The following is a 16,797-nucleotide window of genomic DNA, read 5'->3' as shown; positions in this document are numbered from 1 at the left end:
CACCGTCCGCTCACCCCATCCCGTCGGCGAACGGCACCAGGACGGTGCCCCGCTCGTCCGGACCGTCCCACAGCGCCGCCCGGTCCGGGTGCGCCCGCCACTCCACCGCTCGGCCGAAGACAGCTGTGAGTTGCGCGGCCGGTACGTCCAGCACCACGACGGCGGCGAGCTTGTCGACCTCGCCGTCCGGCTCGAGCAGCGCGGCGAACGGTGGCACCGCCCGCCACCAGCCCAGGAGGTGCCGGCCCGTCGGTGGCCCGTCCCGCAGCAGCGCGCGCAACCGGTCCGCCGGCAGCTCCCGTGGCCCCGGCCGATCCAACCCGAAGACCACCAGGTACGTCGGCAGCTCCCCGTCGGTGTCCGCGAGAAGCGTCGGCACGTCCACCAGGCGGGCCGGATGGCGGGCGGCCAGCTCGGCCGTCAACGCCTCCGCCAGCGGGCGTGCCCCCTGGTCCGGCGCGGCCACCAGGAACCGGGCGGTTCCCGGCGCATGGTGGGCCGCGGTGCTCCGGGCCGCCGTCGCCAAGAGGCCACCCGCCATCGGCCCCGAGCCCAGCACCGCGAGATTGCGCCCGGCCGCCGGCCCCAGCGGAACGGCAACCGTCGTACGGGCCACGTCCACCGCCCGGCCGAGCAGAGCGGCCGGCCCGTGTGCCTGGCCCGCGAGAGCCGCCCGGTGACGCGGGTCGTTGTTCAGCAGCGGGCGAGCGTACCCGGCGAACACCACCGGCGGCGTCGACCCGGCCGGCCGGGCCGCCCACAGCTCGTGCCGCAGCTGCTCGACGACCTCCGGATGGTCCAGCGGATCCGGGTGCCGGATCAACCGCTCGTGGCCACGGATCGCGCCCCGGGGACCACCGAGCCCTCCTGCGGTGTTCACCACCGCGCTGCCCACCGGTAGACCCGCGGCCGAGTCGTTTGTCGGCTCCAGCACCGGGCTGCCGCCCGGCAACGCCACCCGCACCGGGAACTGCCCGAGCACCGAATCCCGGTGCCCCGCATCCGCGCGGGCACTCAACCCCAGCTCACCCGCGCCGGCCAGCACCAGGTGCACGCCGTACGCCCGGCCGGCGCGCGCCAGCCCGTCCACCTGCACGGTCAACTCGGCGGCCAGCCGATCCCGCTCGGCGAAGAGCAGCGGCGCATTGTCCACCACACAGACGATGCGAGGCATAGAGCGGTGCTGGCGCAGCTCCGCGAAGCGCTGCCCACCGGCCCGCTCGGCAGCCTCCGCGCGGCGCTGCACCTCGGCCGTCAACTCGTCGAGCAGGTCCCGGACGTACTCCCGGTCGGCAGCCATGGCCGCGGCCCGCACCTGCGGGATCCAGGAGCGGTCCCGCTCGGTCTGCAGGAACTCCACGAACGACTCACCGTCGCCCAGATCCGCCAGGTAGAGCGCCAGGTCGTCCGGGCCGTAGCGGGCGGCCAGCCCGAGCAGCGCGGTGGTCAGGAACGCCGCTCGACCCGCCCCGGACCGGCCGCTGACCAGCCAGTGCGGGGTCAACTCGGTGAAGCCCAGCGGCACCGGACGGCCCCCGGCGTCACCCACCATCGTGGTCAGACTGTCCGTGGAGTCCGCCTCCCAGAGCCGCTCACCCGTCGCCGGCAGCAGATCCGCCAACGCCAACCGGGAGCCCGCCTCCACCTGGGCGGCGAGCCGACGACAGACCGCGTCGACGAGATCCGCAGGCGGGTCCGCCTCCACGAAGACCGGTGAGTTCAACCCGCCCGGTGGCTCTGCCCCGGGGTTCGCGAACGACGCCCCCGGCGGGTCGCCGAGCAGCGCGTACGCGTTGCGCAGCACCAACGACGTGGCCTGCGGCAACGGCGGCCGGGACGCGTACGGGCCCGGCGGCGGCCAGCCGGCCACCACCAGGTGCAAGCCGGCCGACGGCCCCTGCTCGGCCAGCGCCTCGATCCGCGCCAGCTCGGTCGGGCCTGTCGACTCCGGCAGTGCGGCGACCATCAGCAAAAGGGTGCGATCGTGGCGACGACGCCCGCTCGCACCCGGGGTCACCCACTGCTCCGCCTCCGTCAACACCGCCCGCAGGCCCTCGACGTCCACCGCCGGTGGCGGCAACAGCCCGGCATCGGCCAGCGCGCCGAACGGCGTAAGCACGGCACCTGTGGCATCCACCGCCCGCACCAGCAGCGAACCCGCAGGCGTCCCGCCCAGCAGTCGCAGCAGCACCGCCCGCAGCAGCCCCGCCACCCGGGGCTCCCGCGCGTCGGCATCGACACTCAGGTGCCCGGTCCCGATCAACGGTACGAGCGCGGGAAAACGAGCGTCATCCAACGGCGTCGCCGTACCCACCCGCACAAAGGGCGGCGGGCCATCACCCGCCGGAGAATCCACGGTGAGCGAGTCCAGACTGTCACCCGACCAGCCCGGAGCCAGCCGCGCGGCAACCACCCGCAGTCGGTCGGCCAACTCGTACTGGCGGCGCTGATCCGCAGGGGCCGGTCGCGTCTCGTCGAGGATGCCGGCGGCGGCTGTCACGACCGCTGCCGCCCGCCTGTGCAGCGCCGCAGCGCGGTTCGTGCGTGCCTTCGGACCGGCCACCGTGTCCACCCCCTCACCCGAGGTCGGCAACCCCTCCCCGAGCAGTGACGGTATCCCAGCCAGGGCCGCTCCTCCGGGAGGTACCGCGGCGCTGCGCCGGTGTTGTCGCGGATCTCACCGGTGGGGAGGGATCCGTCACGATCCGCTGGATCTGAGGCATTGGCTCCGGGCCCTCCAGCCGTTAACTTCAGGAGGTGGAATCAGTGCAGCCCCCCGCCGGTTCCCAGGTCTCCCGCGTACCGGCCCAACGGACCCCGTCCGAGCAGCTGCCGCCGGCCCCACCGGCGCCGGCGCCACAACCGCGCCGCCGCCGACTGCGAACCGTGCTCACCGTGGTCGCTGGGGTGCTCGCCCTGCTCGCCATGGGTGCCGTCATCACCGGTTATGTGCTGTACCGCCGCGCCACGACGCCCGACCGCAGCGCGCCAGACGTGGTGGTGGCTGGTTTCATTCAATCGTTCCTAGCGGAACGCAACGATGCGAGAGCAGGCCAGTTCCTTTGTAAGAACGATGCAGATGTCGGCGATCTGCAGCGCCTTCGAGAAGATTTGTTAGCGCGTGAACAGCGCTTCAGCGTGAAGATCTCAACAAGCTGGGAGATTCTCAAGGTTCAGCGGCAGGGCGATCTCGCCAGCATCGAGGTCGACCTCGTCCTCTCGGCTTTTGTGGACGGGATATCGCAGGGCGATCGCCAGCGCTGGCGATTTGAAATGCAGAAACAAGACAGCTGGCGGGTTTGCAAAGCCGAGCGATCCTGAACCAACTACTCAATCCACAGCAGATGGACGGGGACCTCCAGAGTCGTGGGTGACTGACCGCGCCACGCCCAGCGATACCACTCCACCTCGGGTGTGATGCGAACGCAGATGTCCCCCTCGGCCCCCGAATAGGTCTCGGTGACAGCCCGCAGGTTGCGGTGCTCCTGGGTACCCTCGACATGCACCACCCGTCGCCCGGTCACCGCGTCCGCCTCGAAGACGGGAGTAGGGGATGGGTGCGTGGGGCCGTCTAGCGAGACTAGTCGGATGCCGTGGGTCCGGGTTACGTCCTGCCCTAGCCGGCTGCCGACTTTCTCCACCCAGACCCGTTCGACCGGCACCAGTGGCGCAAACACCTCGACCTGCTCGGCCTCGGCGCGATACCACTCGTGTTCGGGGATCACCGGCACGTAGGTGCGCGCGCCCTGTACTACCCGGTCGTCGGCGCGTAGGTCACCGCGCCAGCCCAGCCCAGGCAGCCCCACCAGCACCCGCTGCCCGCGTAACTCCACCCGTTCGGTGGCGGGAACTATGGCGAGCGGGTGGGGTGGCTGGGGTGCCCAATCGGGCTGGTCGGCGAACGGGTCCGGCAAGGGTCCAGTCATGCCTGTGGTGACCTCATGCCGGACGGCGCAGCGGGGCGCCCCGGTCACGCATGAACGGAACCGGGTTCACCGCGCCGGAGGCGCTGCGGTCACTGCGCAAGTGCACCTCGAAGTGCAGATGCGGGCCCGACGAGTTGCCGCTACTGCCCACCTGACCGATCACGTCGCCAGCCGTCACCATCTGTCCCTTGTGAACGCGCGGCTTGACCACCATGTGGCAGTACCGCGTGATGTAGCCACCGGCGTGCAGAAGGTCGACGAACCAACCGCAGCCACCCTTACCGGGAAAGCCGTCCACGTTGCAGCTCTCCCGACCGCGATTGTCCGGGTCGCACTTGGCCACGAGCACTCGACCGGTTGCTGCTGCCCGGATCTCGGTGCCCTTGACCGCGCCAATGTCGACTCCATCGTGGCCGGGTCGACCTGCGGTGCGGAACCCGGAGCCGACATTACCGGAGATCGGCGCGGTCCAGCCTGAGGCGGCGATCTGTCCGCGCTCGGCCGCGTCGCATACCGCCTTACCGTTGATCTCGACCGTGCGGGCGGCGCCGCCAGACAACGCGTTCACGATGCGGCTGGCCAGTTCCTCGTGCTTGGCGTAGGCGTCCGGATAGGCGCTGATCTGGACCCGCTGGGCGACTGCGGTCAACGGTCGGCGCTGCCAGCCCTGCACGCCGGCGAGTTTCTCGTAGAACTTGCGAGCCGCGTACGCGGGGTTCAATCGCTCGGCGACCGTGCCCCACCCCGGTCGCTGCTGGAACAAGCCCAGCGAGTCGTGGTCGGCACCGACACCCTCGTGTGGCAGTGCCAGCGACGCGGGCACCCCGCTGTTCGCCAGGTTGCGCAGTGCAGACTCCTGCATCGCGGTGGCCAGGGCGATTACCCAGCCGCGAGAGGGCACCCCCATGTCCTGACCGACCTTGATGATGACTGCGGCATTGCGCATCTGCGCGTCGCCGTACTCGCTGAACCGCGGCAGTTCGCCCGTGACGTTAACCGGACGGACCGGCCCGCATGCCAAGGCCGCCAAGTCGTCCCCGTCCTTTGCTTCATCGCCGCCGAGCCCGGTGAGGAAGAAGGCCGCCGTCCCCCCGGTGCAGCACAGAAGGAGCAGCAAACCGGTGAGCGCTGCGGCGATCACGCCGACTCGTAGGGGCGGTCGACGGACGGAGGCACCAGCAACGTCGTTCACGGCCTCTCCCAGTCCACCACATCGACCAGCCATGCCCCATCGGAGGCAATCAGCTCCAGCCGGAGTTGCCCGGCATCGAGGGGGAGCAGCATCTCGACGAACGATTCCGTCCGGTCCCCCATACTCGGCGGTCCCGCGACCTTCTCAGCTGGCACCGTTGCGGGCTCGGCTCCGTCCAGCTTCTCGATCAGCGTCGGGGTGGAGAGTGGCCGCATTCCGGTCTGCCACTCTTCGGCGGTCATTCCAGGACGGCCGAGCCAGGCGGTCGCGAAGCGTTCGGCGGTCTGCTCGGGCGTGCGGGCACCGGGCCGGGTCACCGGCGACGGTGGTGTCTCGGTGGAGAGCGCACCGTCGTCGCCGGCAGCCGGGTCCACGGTGGTGATCGGCCGGTTCGGCCGACTACTCAACCCATCTGTGGAGTCGGTTGGGCCGGAAACGAGCCGAGCCGCACCGATCACGCCGAAGATGAGCACCGCGATCACCAGCGCCACGCCCAGCCGGGACCGAAGTGCCCGGGTGAAGAGGAACTCCAGTGCCCGTCGCATCGCCATCACCGCGCCTCGGAGCGCACCCGCGGTCCGGTGCGGTCCGGCACGCGCTCGGTGGACCCCGGTCGGTAGACCACGAACGACGGGTTCTCGGCGGGCACGTCCGGCTCGGTCCAGGTCGCTGGCTGTCGTCGGCGAGGTTGGGGCGGCACCGCGCCACGGCGGCCGCCTGACTCCTGCGCCGGTGCCTCGTCCACGCGCTCCTGACCGTCCGGCCGCCCGGTGTTAGCGCGCCCACCACCGGCCGGGGCGGTCGACGTGGGGACCGGATCCTCTCGCCGCGCCTCAGGCCGCAGCCGGGTCTGCTCGGCATTCGGCGACCGACGGCGACCGCCGACGGGTTCTGCTGTGCCGCCGGGCTCCACCACGTCTAGGCGCGCAGCGACCCGCATATCCCGGAAGAACCTCCGGTGCCAGGAGCCGGCGGAGCTGACCGCCTCGCTGCTGTCCTTGCCGCCAAGTTGGGTGATCCGTCGGTACGGTCGCAGCAGCAGCCAGCCGACCACCCCGCAGAGCCACACCAGCACCACCTGGAGCCAGCCGGGCAGGGTGGGTGTACTCATGATCAAATCAACCGCGAACAGGTAGATGGCGGCTCCGGTGCCGAAGATGGCGATGTTGAAGACTGCGGCGACCACGGCGTTCGCCAGACGCCGTAGCCCGGCGCTCGCCGGTCGGAGAAGCCCGACGGTGCCCAGGATAGGTGCCGCGATCACCGCCCACCGGAAGATCAGGAAGCCCAGCAGGACCAGCACAGACGCCGTCAGGTCGAACATGGCGAAGAGCACAGCCGCGAGCACCGCAATGAATCCGGAACCGATTCGATCCATGTCCCGGCTGCCCGTCAAGAACTCGTACGCCTCCGGGTCCTCGGTCTTGATCTGCTCGGCAACCGTCATCCACTGCTGTTGCTTGGCCTTTAGGACGACACTCCGAGTTGCGGGATTGGAGCGCACGGATTCCGCCTCACTCCAATTGAGCGACTTGGCATCGTAGAGTGCGCGGCCGTATTTTTTGGCGGTCTCGCTGTCGGCCGAACCGAGCACACCCCTCAGCCAGTTCCGGTAGAGCATCGACTCAGTTGCCGTGTCGCTGGCCCGAACGGCTGGTGGCCGCTTGTCGATGCAAGCGTCCGGATTCGGGAGGACGCATTTGTCGCTTGGGATGTCTCTGGATGCCGGGCCTATCGCGTCGTGCACAACACCGAGTGAGGTGATCAGAGTGCCGTCAGCGATGTTCGCCGACTTGACCGGCCAGGCGGCCAGCGCCGTGACCGCCACCATAACCAGCAAAGCCCAGCCTGCCGTGGTCATCGCGTTGCTCATGTCCGACTGGCGGGAGCGCCAGAGGAGGTAGAGACCCACCACGCACAGCGTGATGATTCCGAAGACGCTGAACACCTTCTGGTAGACCGCCTTGGTGGCCTTCTCCACCAGCGGGTCGGCCCAACTCCACATCGTCCGAGGGTCCCAAGCCCGCTCCCGCAGAGCGTTTGAGGCACCCACCACCGCCGTGGCAATCATGAATTCACCGTTGGCGACTGTAGTGGTGAACTTGTAATCGGGATGGAGAACGGTGGAGGCGCATCCGCCATCTACGTCATAGGTGTTGTAGCTGTAACCGCCGTAACCGTAGTCGCTGTAGATGCCCTTTGGACCGGGCTGCTTCGACGATTCCGAGCGGGAGGCGAACCAGCCGGCCAGGCCCGAATCCGGGGCGGACGGCACGGGCGGCTTCCGACAATCGATTTCCGTCTCGCTTACCTGCTTCAGCTTCGCCACGCAGCCCTGGAAGTCGGCCTGCCATTCCGGGGTCGTGCAGAGGTCGGCGCGGGCCTGGGCGACGGGTGGGGCGGCCGCGGCCGCCTCCGCGCCCAGCAACGGCCAGCTGAGGGTGGCCCCGGCCAGCACGCCGAGCGCGAGCAGGAACGAGGTGATCCGTGCCCGCGGCCCAGCCATGTCACGCCTCCAGATCCGGCAGGGAGATGGTCGGCAGGACTCCGGCCGCCGCGGCGATCGCGGCAGGCGTCGTGTCGAGGTGGTCCAGTAGACCTTCGACGTACGAGACGTCGACGCGGACCTTCTGCACTCGGCCGTCGACGTCGCGCATCACGAACTCGCGGAAGCCGAGGCGGTTGGCCGAGTTGGTGTCGGCGGCGGAGAGCGAGGCCAGGGTGGCCTCGTACCCGTCGTTGACCGGCACCCGCAGCAGCCGCAGCGCTTCGGAGGCGATCTCGGCGTCCTCGGCGATCCGGCCGACGAAGACGGTGGAGACCAGGTTCTGCACGTCGAGGCCGAGGATGTCGCGGGGGTTCTGCGAGGCGACCAGCGCGGCGAGGTTCCACTTTCGGGAGTCCCGGGCGAGCCGGACGAGGAACGAGCGGCCCGACCGCCAGCCCTCCATGAAGTGCGCCTCGTCGAGGCCGACGAGCTTGCGCGACGACATGGACCCGCCGTAGCAGCGGCGAACGGCGAGCCGGTGCGCGGTGTGCAGCATCGGAAGGGCGAGCGCTTCCTCGGCCGACCAGTACTCTCGTTCGATCTTGAGGTCCGGCAGCCGGAGCCCGGCCATCGTGATCACGGTCAGCGCGGCGTCGGCACCGAGCAGACCCTCTGGCGGCCGACCGAAGAAGAGCATGGCCAGCGGCATCTCGGCGGTGTCCAGAAGGAGGTTCGCCAGTTCCTTACCGGCGTCGTCGTCGAGTCGGCCGAGGCAGCTCACCACGTCGTCCAGGGTGGACGTCTCCTCGGCGGGGACCTGCCGGACGGCGTGCCGGAACAGGGTGGCGGTGGATGCCTCCCGGGCCACCTGCGGCGGCACGAGCATCATGCAGATGTCCTGGACCAGCATGCGCCGCTCAGCGCGGGCGTTGGAGACCGCGATCTCGAACTCGCGGTCACCGGCGGCGCCGGTGGCGAACTCGCTGCGCAGCGGCGTGGGGATGAGTGAGTAGGGCGCCAGGGTGCCGTGCTCGGATCCGGTCAGGTTCAACACCCGGGAGTACGGCCGCAGCTCGGGCATGGCGCAGAGTCGGGCCAGCGGCCCGGAGGGGTCGAGCAGTGTCACCTGGACCCCTCGCCGGGCGGCGAGATAGCCCAGCGCGCCGAGCAGGGTCGACTTGCCACCACCCGGCTCGGCCACGAAGACCGCAAGCCCGGAGCGTTCGCGTACCTCCATGGGGAAGTGCAGGTCGAGGAAGACCGGGCGGCGGCAGGTGCCGGCGGTACGCCCGATCAGGTCGCCCCGCCGGTCACCGACGGTGGAGGCGGCCTGGGGGAGCGCGGCGGCGAGCAGCGGGACCGGCATCCGGCGGACGTAGCCGGTGTTGGCGATCGGCTCGCCGGGGATGAACTCGCGGGCCAGCCAGTCCTGGTTCTTCGGGTGTTGCAGGGAGATGCGCAGCTCCCGGGAGTAGAGCTGGATGAGCCGACGGGCCCGCTCCAGGCACTCCTCCCTGGTCCGGCCGCCGACCGCGATGCGGTGCCAGCCGTGGGCGCGGGCCGAGTCGACGGGAAGCCCGGTGGTCATCTCGTCGCCGATCACCAGCGCCCGCTTGGCGAGCCGTTCCAGCTCCGGGGGAGCGTCGATGCCGTGCTCGGCGTAGTCGAGCTGCTGGGACCGGATCATCCGCAGCCGGTGTTCGAGGTTGCGGAACGAGTCGCCCGAACCGAGGATGTCGACCCGGGTGGAGATCTCCATCGGCCAGGGCAGTCGTTCGTGGAAGTGCAGCCAGGGCTCGTGGCGTTCCGGGATCTCCAGCGGTTCCATCCGGCCGACGGCGAGCACGGCCACGTGCCGTTCCTCGCCGGTCATCCGGTTGACAAGCTTCACCGTCGAGCCGTACGGGGTGCGGTAGCGCTCGACCTGCTCCGTCAGGGCGAGCAGGTCGCCGCGTTCCCAGTGCCCGTCGGTCACCGGGGAGAGCCGGCCCGGGGGTGACATGCACAGCGCCACCGAGCGGTAGAGCAGCCACTCCAACTCCTGGGCGGTGACTCGTCGACCACGCATGCCGAACGCCCCGAGAACCTCGTCGAACTGCTCCACGGTGCGGCCCAGTTTGCGGCGCTCGCCGTCGGCGGTGCCCCGGCCGAAGGTGCGGAGCAGTCGTTCGGTCATGGAGTCGCCGAGGGAGCGGCGGGCGAAGGTGACGCCCAGGTAGGTCTGCCCCTCGGCGTGGTTGACGGCCATGAGGTGCCGCTGGGCGGCGACCAGATGGTCCGCCCAGCCGGTGGTGCCGGCGACGTCGGGCAGCGGCGCCGGGGTGTGCGTGTCGATGGTGCGCGCCCACTCGTCGGCGGGGAAGGGGCGGGTGGTCCGCCGCAGATGGAGCCGGAAACCGGCCAGGCCCGCGTACTGCTCGGAGATCGCCGACAGCAACGCCTCGCGCTCGGCGTCCGGGCGGAAGGCCCAACGAACCTCGGGCAGCCAGTACCAGGCGGTGACCGTGTGCGGGGTGAAGGTCAGGTGGCCGGCGATCTCGGTGATGGCCAGCTCGACCGACGGATCCCGGTCCCCGAATTTGATCTTCGGGGCGCGGACCCGGGTCGGCTTGATCGGCCGGTCCTGGCGGCTCGCGGCCCGCTGGCGGGGTGGTGCGACTTCTTTCCCGGCCTCCTTGGGTCGCTCCGACCTCAGACGGCGGGGTGCCTGCTCCAGGGCCGGCCGGTCGCTCGCAGCGGCGCTGGTGGGCCGTTCCACCGGCGCGGTCGACCGGTCTGCCGGGGCCGCCGGGGCGCTCGGTCGCTCCGCCGGTGCGGTCGTCTGACCGACGGGTGCGGCGCTGGATGGGCCGGTGTCGGTGTCCGCGCCCCGCAACCGGCCGTGGGTAGCCGTCGACGTGGACGCATCCGTGGCCGTCGGCTGGGGGTCCGCGGGGTGCCGCATCGGTCGTCGCTCACCCACCTGGTGCGGCACACGAGAGTCACCGGCCGGGTGGGCGACCGCCCGCCCATCGCCGGTGGGCCGGTCGTCGGGGGTCCACGGTGGCTCCAGCTCGGGAGTCGGTCGGGCCGGCGCCGGGACGACCGCGGGCGGCTGCGGCGGGATCGTCGACTGCTCCTGGGTCGCGGGACCTGCTGTCACAGCACGCTGACCACCGGGTCGCGCGCCACCGAACAGGTCCAGGAACGGTGAGTCGATGTCGGCGTTCTCGCCGGCCGAAACCGCGCTGGGCTCGGCGGCCGGCGCTCGGCGGGTGACCGGTCGAGGCGCCTGGAACACGCCTACCGCGCCGTGGCCGGGCGAGGTCACCAGCGCGGGGTCGAGCGCCACCTCGTCCTCGGCCTCGGGGTAATCGAATGACTGCGCACGGTGACTGGCCGGCGCCGCCGGGCGGCCGGCCGGGGGACCCGGCGTGGAAGAGCGACTCATGCCACCTCACCCGCGTCGTGCGACGGACCGCTCGGCGTACGCCCGGTCATGCCAGCTCCTCCCGGATCCTGATCCGGCTGCCGACCAGGCGCGGGTCGCGCTGCTCGATCGCCGGCTCCCGGGTGCGTCGCCAGTCGGTCAGCGCGGTGCGGATGACCACCCGCGCGGGCCGGTCGGGGTCGACGTGCCGGAAGATGAATGACGTGGTCACGATGGCGAGCGCGATCTCCCAGGCGGGGAACAACTCGACAGTCAACGTGAACAGCCAGTGGATGAACATGTAGAGGGGCACGAGCAGCATGAAGAGCCCGTACTGGGCGTAGGGCAGGTGGACCGGAAGGGTGTAGCCGGGCGGCCCGAGGTAGACCAGGCGTGCCCGGTAGATGTCGTCGTCGGTGCGCAGCCGCATCTGGTGAACGCGCCTATTCGAAGATCAGGTCGATCAGGTAATCGCCGACGAAGAAGAGTGTTGCCGCGCCGGCGATGAACGCCAGCCCGACGATGGCGATCGCGGAGCTGGTCAGGACCTTGGAAATCTCGCCGCGGCTGGCGCGACCGATGAAGATGACGCCCAGGACGGCGAGCAGGATCGGCGCGATCTTGCTGGCGAAGAAGGTGACGACGCCGCTGGTGTCGATCCCCTTCGGTGCGGGCTCGGCGAGCGGAGCTGACGCCAGGGTGGAGAGCGCGTGGGCGACGCCGGACGACGCCGTCTCCATGAGCTCGAAGGCGATCACTGGAACCTCCCCATATCGCGGCCGGCGGTGCCGCGGCGGTGCAGTAGGCAAGCCTGGCGGGAAATGTGCGCGCAGGGCGCAGCGTTCTCGACCCTGCGTTCGTTACTCACCACGGAGCGTGGCGAGCTTTGGGCGGTTTTTCCCCGCTTCGGCCCTCCCTCCAGGCTTCGCCATCTCGATGCTGGCCAATTCCAAAGCGTACGGGCCGCCCCGGATTGCGACAAGCCGCGAACGGGCTGCCCGTTGCTGCCCGGATGACCGATCGTACACCTGTTCTAACAAGCACGTCAGGGGTGGTCGACCCGGGCCGCCGGGTGCCGCCGCCGCGACCGGTACCGTCTAGAGGTGACCGATCTGGTACGGGCTCCGGGCCCGGTGGTGATGGGCGTCCTCAACATCACGCCGGACTCCTTCTCCGACGGCGGACGGTACGCCGACCTCGACGCGGCCGTCGGACACGGCGTCCGTCTGCGCGAGGCCGGAGCGCACCTGGTCGACATCGGCGGCGAGTCGACCCGTCCGGGTGCCGAGCGGATCGACGCGGTGACCGAGGCCGAGCGAGTGCTGCCCGTCATCCGCGAACTGACGGCCGCCGGCGTGCCGGTCAGCATCGACACCAGCCGGGCGCGCGTGGCCGAGGCCGCGGTGGGTGCCGGCGCGGCGGTGGTCAACGACGTCTCCGGCGGGTTGGCCGACCCCGACATGGCGCGAGTCGTCCGGGACGCCGGCTGCCCCTGGGTTCTGATGCACTGGCGTGGCCATTCGCGGCAGATGCGCGACCTGGCCAGCTACACAGACGTGGTGACCGACGTGCGGGGCGAGCTGGCCCAGCGGATCGACGAGGCGCTGGCCGCCGGGGTCGCCCAGGATCGCATCGTCATCGACCCCGGCCTCGGCTTCGCCAAGACCGCCGCCCACAACTGGGAGCTCAGCGCCCGCCTGCCGGAGCTGCTGGACCTCGGGTACCCGCTGCTCTTCGGCGCCAGCCGCAAGTCCTACCTCGGCCGACTGCTCGCCAGCGCCGACGGCGCACCGCGACCCACCGCCCAGCGCGAGGCCGCCACCGTGGCCACCAGCGTGCTGGCCGTCGCGGCGGGCGCCTGGGGCGTACGCGTGCACGACGTGCGGGCCACCGTGGACGCGCTCGCCGTCTGGGCCGCCACCGGCAGCCCGCGCCTGGTCCCGGCCCGCGCCGGCGACAGGCAGCCCGGATGAGCAGCGCACGCGTCACCATCGGGCGCCGGCGACAGGCAGCCCGGATGAGCAGCCCACGCACCACCACCGCGTGCCGGCGAGGAGAGGGGGAGCGATGACCGACCGGATCCAGCTGACCGGCCTGCGGGCCCGCGGCCGGCACGGGGTGTACGACTTCGAACGGGCACAGGGGCAGGACTTCGTGGTCGACGCCGTTCTGGAGTTGGACCTCGCGCCGGCGGCGGCCAGCGACGACGTCACCGCCACGGTCCACTACGGCGAGCTGGCCGAACGTCTGGTGGCGGTGGTGACCGGCGAGCCGGTCAATCTGATCGAGACCCTCGCCGACCGGCTGCTCGCCGTCTGCCTGGCCGACGAGCGGGTCGTCGCCGCCACTGTCACCGTGCACAAGCCCGAGGCGCCGGTGCCGCACACGTTCACCGACGTGGCCGTCACCATGACCCGGACGCGGACCCGATGACCCGGGCCGTGCTCTCGCTCGGCAGCAACCTCGGCGACCGCCTGGAGCACCTCCGGACGGCCGTCGCCACGTTCGGCGACTCCGTGCTGGTGATCTCCGGGGTGTACGAGACTCCACCGTGGGGTGACGCCGACCAGCCCGCGTACCTCAACGCGGTGCTGCTGGCCCAGGACGCCGCCGCCACGCCGCGCGACTGGCTGGAGCGGGCGTGGGCCGCGGAGCGCGCGGCAGGCCGGATTCGCGACCCGCAGCGACGGTTCGGGCCGCGCACCCTCGACGTGGATGTGATCGCGGTCTGGGGCGATGACGACGAGCCGGTGCTCAGCGACGAGGAGGAGCTGACCCTGCCGCATCCCCGGGCGCACCTGCGCGCGTTCGTGCTGCGACCGTGGATCGACATCCAGCCGTACGGGCGGCTGCCCGGCCACGGCTGGCTTACCGACCTGCTCACCGCCGGCCCGGCCGCCGACGACGCGCTGGAACTGCGTCCCCGGCCGGAACTGGCGTTAGAGTCGACGGCATGACCGAGTGGAGCCGGCCGGCATGACGCAGGCGAAGTCCCCACCACCGGGCGGGCCGGGCCCGGACCGGTCGCGGATGGGCCCCACCCGGATCTCGACCCTGGTCGTGGCCGCCCTGGGTGCGGCGGCGGTGGCCTGGCTGCTGATCAGCACCCTCTACTACAGCGGCATCCCACGGCTGCCGTGGCTGCCGGTGGTGACGCTGGCCGCGCTCGCGGTGCTGGAGGCGTACGCGGCCGTCAACACCCGCGGTCGCATCGAGCGCAAGCCCGGCCGCGATCCGGTGAACCCGCTGATGGTCGCCCGGTTCGTGGTGCTGGCCAAGGCCTCGGCTCTGGCCGGGGCCATCTTCGCCGGTTTCTACGCCGGGCTCAGCGGGTGGCTCTTCGTCGAGACCACCCGGGCCGCCATCGGGGACCGACCGGCCGCCGGGGCCGGGCTGCTGGCGTCGCTGGCGCTGGTCGGGGCCGCGCTGTGGCTGGAGCGTTCCTGCCGGGTCCCGGAGCGCCCGGACGACGAGCACGAGCCCGACCAGCGCCAGAGCCGCCCCGGCCAGCGCTGAGCAGGGGGTTACGCCTGGCTCCGGGCGCGGGTACGGTGCCTCCGATCGGAGAGCAACGGCCGCCCCCGATCCGTCCGTGCGCCGGACCGGGACGGCCGGCCACTGGGGAGGCGGCGCCATGGGGTACGGAGACACGGGCCGGGACCGGTCGGTCGAACCCTCGTCCGGGGTTCCTGCCGCCGTCCTGGAGAACGTCTTCGACGATCCAACCCACGGCGAGCCGGGTCGGGACCGCATCGGCGTGCACGCGTACTGGGAATTCCTGCTGTTGGTCGGTCTCGTCGCCCTGGGCTGGCTGCTCTGGCGGGCCGACCCGGACGCGCTGCGCGGCACCGGCCTGCGTGCGTTGCTGGTCGGCGCGGTCGGCCTCGGACTGCTCGCTCTCGCCGCCGGGCTGAGCCTGCGCGCCGCCGTGCCCAACCTGGCCGTCGGGCCGGTCGCGGTCGCCGCCGGGCTGCACTACGCGGAACAGGGCGACAGGGGTCTGGCGGCGTCCGTGGGGTCGGCCGTCGTGGTCGCCGCGGTGGGTGGTCTCGTGTTGGCGCTGGCCGTGGTGGCGCTGCACGTGCCCGCCTGGGCGGCGAGCCTGGCCGGAGCGGCCGGAGTCGTCGTGTACATCGAACGCCGGTCGACGTCGATCCTGGTGCAGGGGAACTACGACCCGAGGCCTACGGCCGGCTATCTCTTCGCCGGGTTCGCCGCCGTGGCGGTCCTCGGCGGTCTGTTCGGCACGATCAGGTCGATCCGCCGGCTGGTGGGTCGGTACCGACCGGTGGCCGACCCGGCCCGTCGCCGGGGTGCGCTGGCCGCCGTTGTCGCCGCCGTCGCGATGGTCAGCTCCACGGTGCTGGCCGCGCTCGCCGGTGTCCTGCTCGCTGCCAACGGCCCCGGGGCGGTCACACCGACCTCCGGGCTGGACTGGACCGTACTGGCCATCGGCGTGTCACTGCTCGGCGGCACCAGCGCGTACGGCCGCCGCGGCGGGGTGTTCGGCACGGTGCTGGCTGTCGGCCTGGTCACCGTCTTTCAGGAGTACGCGCCGGAGCGCGACCTGACGGTGAGCCCCTGGACTGTCGGTGGCGTGGCGCTCGGCGTCGGGTTGCTGGTGACCCGTCTGGTCGAGAGGTTCGGGCGGCCCCGGCCGGACAGCGTGGAGAAGCCCGAACCGATCGGTGACGGCACGATCAGCACGGGGTGGAACGTGCCCCAGCCGCAGCCGGCCGACAACTGGCCTCCGACGCTGCCGACACCGCCCGCTCCGGAACCGGCCGACCCGTGGCGTGACCCCCGCTGGGAGACCGGCCCACGGCGCTGGGACGCCGACGACAGGTGAGCCGTGTCCCGTCCGCCGAGCCGTGGCTGATCTCGACCGTTAGGCTCGCCGCATGACCGACACACCTGCCGCCACCCCCGGCGGAACCTCGTTCGAGGAACTCGACGCGCTGTCCACGGAGGAGCTGCGGGAGCGGGCGTTCGCCCGGGCCCGGGAGCGTCGCGACGTGGGGTTCTACTGGTCGGTGCTGCGGCACCTGCCGAACGCGGACGAGGCCACGGTGCTGGACGGCGCGCCGAACTCGATCGGCCCGACCATCGACGAGGCGAACGCCCTGTGGCGGGAGCTGACCGGGCACGGCTACGAGGAGTCGGCGCCGTTGCTGCGGGCCGCCTTCATCGACTACCTGCTGAAGCACTGAGCCGTTCGGGGCAGCCCAGGTCGACCCGGCCGACCGGCACGGGACCTGGGCGGATCACGGGGTTCTTCCGCGCCGGCCCGGTCAGCGGCTACGGGACGGCGGCCGGCACCGGCGCGCTTGCGGCACTGCTGCTGGTGGGCATCTGTGGCAGCCCGGCGTACACCGGGTGGGCCGCCGCGACGCTTACCGACCCGGACTCGGCCGGTGGCTTCTACCTGCGCCTGCTGGCCTGGCCGGCCTGGCGGCTGGACGCGGACGGGCAGGCCGGTGGCCTGTTCGCCGCCGACCTGCGCGCCGTCGCGCTGGTGATCCTCGCGGTGGCACTGCTCTATCTGCTGCCCGCCGCGCAGGTGGCCCGGGTGCCCGGCCCGGTCAGCCAGTTCTTCTCCGGCTGGGCGGCATACGTGCTGGCCGGCGGGCTCGCCGCCGTGCTGGCGGCGCTGCTCGGCCCGGACCCGTCCCTGCTGACGGCGCTGCGGGACGCCAGCAGTGGCGCCGGCTACGGCTTCCTCACCGGCTGGATCATCGGCACCGCGAGCCTCGGCGGGCGCGCCTGACCGGACGCCGTCAGC

At 71.7% G+C, this 16,797-nt stretch carries 16 protein-coding genes; 8 read left to right on the top strand and 8 right to left on the bottom strand.

The annotated features are described in order from the left end of the window. Positions 1–10: 10 nt before the first annotated feature. Positions 11–2,572: an FtsK/SpoIIIE domain-containing protein gene (locus AB0K10_RS23170; RefSeq protein WP_363686604.1), complete on the bottom strand. Its 2,562-nt coding sequence runs from the start codon at positions 2,570–2,572 to the stop codon at positions 11–13. Positions 2,573–2,766: 194 nt separating this feature from the next. Here AB0K10_RS23170 and AB0K10_RS23165 point away from each other — a divergent pair, with 194 nt between their 5' ends. Further along, positions 2,767–3,321, top strand: coding sequence for a hypothetical protein (locus AB0K10_RS23165; protein ID WP_363686780.1), 555 nt, complete (start codon positions 2,767–2,769; stop codon positions 3,319–3,321). Positions 3,322–3,326: 5 nt separating this feature from the next. Here the strand turns inward: AB0K10_RS23165 and AB0K10_RS23160 are convergent, their stop codons facing one another. From AB0K10_RS23160 to AB0K10_RS23130, 7 genes are read right to left on the bottom strand one after another with little or no spacing between them, the layout of a single operon-like run. Next, entirely contained in the window at positions 3,327–3,926 is a 600-nt protein-coding gene (locus AB0K10_RS23160; protein ID WP_363686602.1) for a hypothetical protein, read from the bottom strand. Between the two features lie 13 nt (positions 3,927–3,939). Further along, a complete protein-coding gene (locus tag AB0K10_RS23155) occupies positions 3,940–5,151 on the bottom strand; it encodes a M23 family metallopeptidase (RefSeq protein WP_363686600.1) in 1,212 nt (403 codons plus the stop codon). After that, complete coding sequence (locus AB0K10_RS23150; protein ID WP_363686598.1) at positions 5,115–5,672, bottom strand: hypothetical protein; 558 nt, start codon at positions 5,670–5,672, stop codon at positions 5,115–5,117. The genes AB0K10_RS23155 and AB0K10_RS23150 overlap by 37 nt, the downstream gene beginning before the upstream one ends. After that, positions 5,669–7,624, bottom strand: coding sequence for an MFS transporter (locus AB0K10_RS23145; protein ID WP_363686596.1), 1,956 nt, complete (start codon positions 7,622–7,624; stop codon positions 5,669–5,671). Before AB0K10_RS23145 ends, AB0K10_RS23150 begins: the two co-directional genes overlap by 4 nt. Before the next feature lies 1 nt (position 7,625). Continuing rightward, a complete protein-coding gene (locus tag AB0K10_RS23140) occupies positions 7,626–11,036 on the bottom strand; it encodes an ATP-binding protein (RefSeq protein ID WP_363686594.1) in 3,411 nt (1,136 codons plus the stop codon). Positions 11,037–11,082: 46 nt separating this feature from the next. Beyond that, positions 11,083–11,445, bottom strand: coding sequence for a hypothetical protein (locus AB0K10_RS23135; RefSeq protein ID WP_007466101.1), 363 nt, complete (start codon positions 11,443–11,445; stop codon positions 11,083–11,085). A gap of 13 nt (positions 11,446–11,458) precedes the next feature. Then, complete coding sequence (locus AB0K10_RS23130) at positions 11,459–11,773, bottom strand: hypothetical protein (RefSeq protein WP_007466099.1); 315 nt, start codon at positions 11,771–11,773, stop codon at positions 11,459–11,461. A gap of 345 nt (positions 11,774–12,118) precedes the next feature. On the opposite strand from AB0K10_RS23130, the gene folP reads away from it, so the two are divergent. The 7 genes from folP (at position 12,119) to AB0K10_RS23095 (ending at position 16,782) form a co-directional block, all read left to right on the top strand. Continuing rightward, entirely contained in the window at positions 12,119–12,988 is an 870-nt protein-coding gene (gene folP, locus AB0K10_RS23125) for a dihydropteroate synthase (protein ID WP_363686591.1), read from the top strand. Between the two features lie 94 nt (positions 12,989–13,082). Next, positions 13,083–13,448 (top strand): dihydroneopterin aldolase, encoded by a 366-nt coding sequence (folB, locus tag AB0K10_RS23120; protein ID WP_266246925.1) that lies wholly within the window; start codon positions 13,083–13,085, stop codon positions 13,446–13,448. After that, positions 13,445–13,972, top strand: a complete 528-nt coding sequence (gene folK / locus AB0K10_RS23115; RefSeq protein WP_363686589.1) for a 2-amino-4-hydroxy-6-hydroxymethyldihydropteridine diphosphokinase — start codon at positions 13,445–13,447, stop codon at positions 13,970–13,972. The genes folB and folK overlap by 4 nt, the downstream gene beginning before the upstream one ends. 19 nt (positions 13,973–13,991) lie before the next feature. Continuing rightward, on the top strand, positions 13,992–14,531 hold the full coding sequence (locus AB0K10_RS23110) for a DUF3180 domain-containing protein (protein ID WP_358102943.1): 540 nt from the start codon (positions 13,992–13,994) through the stop codon (positions 14,529–14,531). A 118-nt stretch (positions 14,532–14,649) separates the two neighbouring features. Further along, positions 14,650–15,864 carry an ABC transporter permease gene (locus tag AB0K10_RS23105; protein WP_363686587.1) on the top strand — a complete coding sequence of 405 codons (1,215 nt, stop codon included), beginning with the start codon at positions 14,650–14,652 and terminating at the stop codon, positions 15,862–15,864. A gap of 52 nt (positions 15,865–15,916) precedes the next feature. Continuing rightward, on the top strand, positions 15,917–16,225 hold the full coding sequence (locus AB0K10_RS23100) for a hypothetical protein (RefSeq protein WP_234587453.1): 309 nt from the start codon (positions 15,917–15,919) through the stop codon (positions 16,223–16,225). A gap of 134 nt (positions 16,226–16,359) precedes the next feature. Further along, positions 16,360–16,782, top strand: a complete 423-nt coding sequence (locus AB0K10_RS23095; protein WP_363686585.1) for a hypothetical protein — start codon at positions 16,360–16,362, stop codon at positions 16,780–16,782. Positions 16,783–16,797 lie beyond the last annotated feature (15 nt).

This window comes from Micromonospora sp. NPDC049274 (genome assembly GCF_040678875.1).
In the GTDB taxonomy this organism is placed as follows: Bacteria; Actinomycetota; Actinomycetes; order Mycobacteriales; family Micromonosporaceae; genus Micromonospora.
Note: the sequence above shows the minus strand (reverse complement) of the source record. Positions and strands in the feature narration are given on the sequence as shown.

Bases quoted from the DNA above. Each gene is read 5' to 3' on its own strand.
- AB0K10_RS23135 (WP_007466101.1), bottom strand. From the start codon at position 11,445: ATGCGGCTGCGCACCGACGACGACATCTACCGGGCACGCCTGGTCTAC.
- AB0K10_RS23110 (WP_358102943.1), top strand. From the start codon at position 13,992: ATGACGCAGGCGAAGTCCCCACCACCGGGCGGGCCGGGCCCGGACCGG.
- folK (WP_363686589.1), top strand. From the start codon at position 13,445: ATGACCCGGGCCGTGCTCTCGCTCGGCAGCAACCTCGGCGACCGCCTG.
- AB0K10_RS23155 (WP_363686600.1), bottom strand. From the start codon at position 5,151: ATGGCTGGTCGATGTGGTGGACTGGGAGAGGCCGTGAACGACGTTGCT.
- folB (WP_266246925.1), top strand. From the start codon at position 13,083: ATGACCGACCGGATCCAGCTGACCGGCCTGCGGGCCCGCGGCCGGCAC.
- AB0K10_RS23145 (WP_363686596.1), bottom strand. From the start codon at position 7,624: ATGGCTGGGCCGCGGGCACGGATCACCTCGTTCCTGCTCGCGCTCGGC.
- AB0K10_RS23100 (WP_234587453.1), top strand. From the start codon at position 15,917: ATGACCGACACACCTGCCGCCACCCCCGGCGGAACCTCGTTCGAGGAA.
- AB0K10_RS23105 (WP_363686587.1), top strand. From the start codon at position 14,650: ATGGGGTACGGAGACACGGGCCGGGACCGGTCGGTCGAACCCTCGTCC.
- AB0K10_RS23140 (WP_363686594.1), bottom strand. From the start codon at position 11,036: ATGAGTCGCTCTTCCACGCCGGGTCCCCCGGCCGGCCGCCCGGCGGCG.
- AB0K10_RS23160 (WP_363686602.1), bottom strand. From the start codon at position 3,926: ATGACTGGACCCTTGCCGGACCCGTTCGCCGACCAGCCCGATTGGGCA.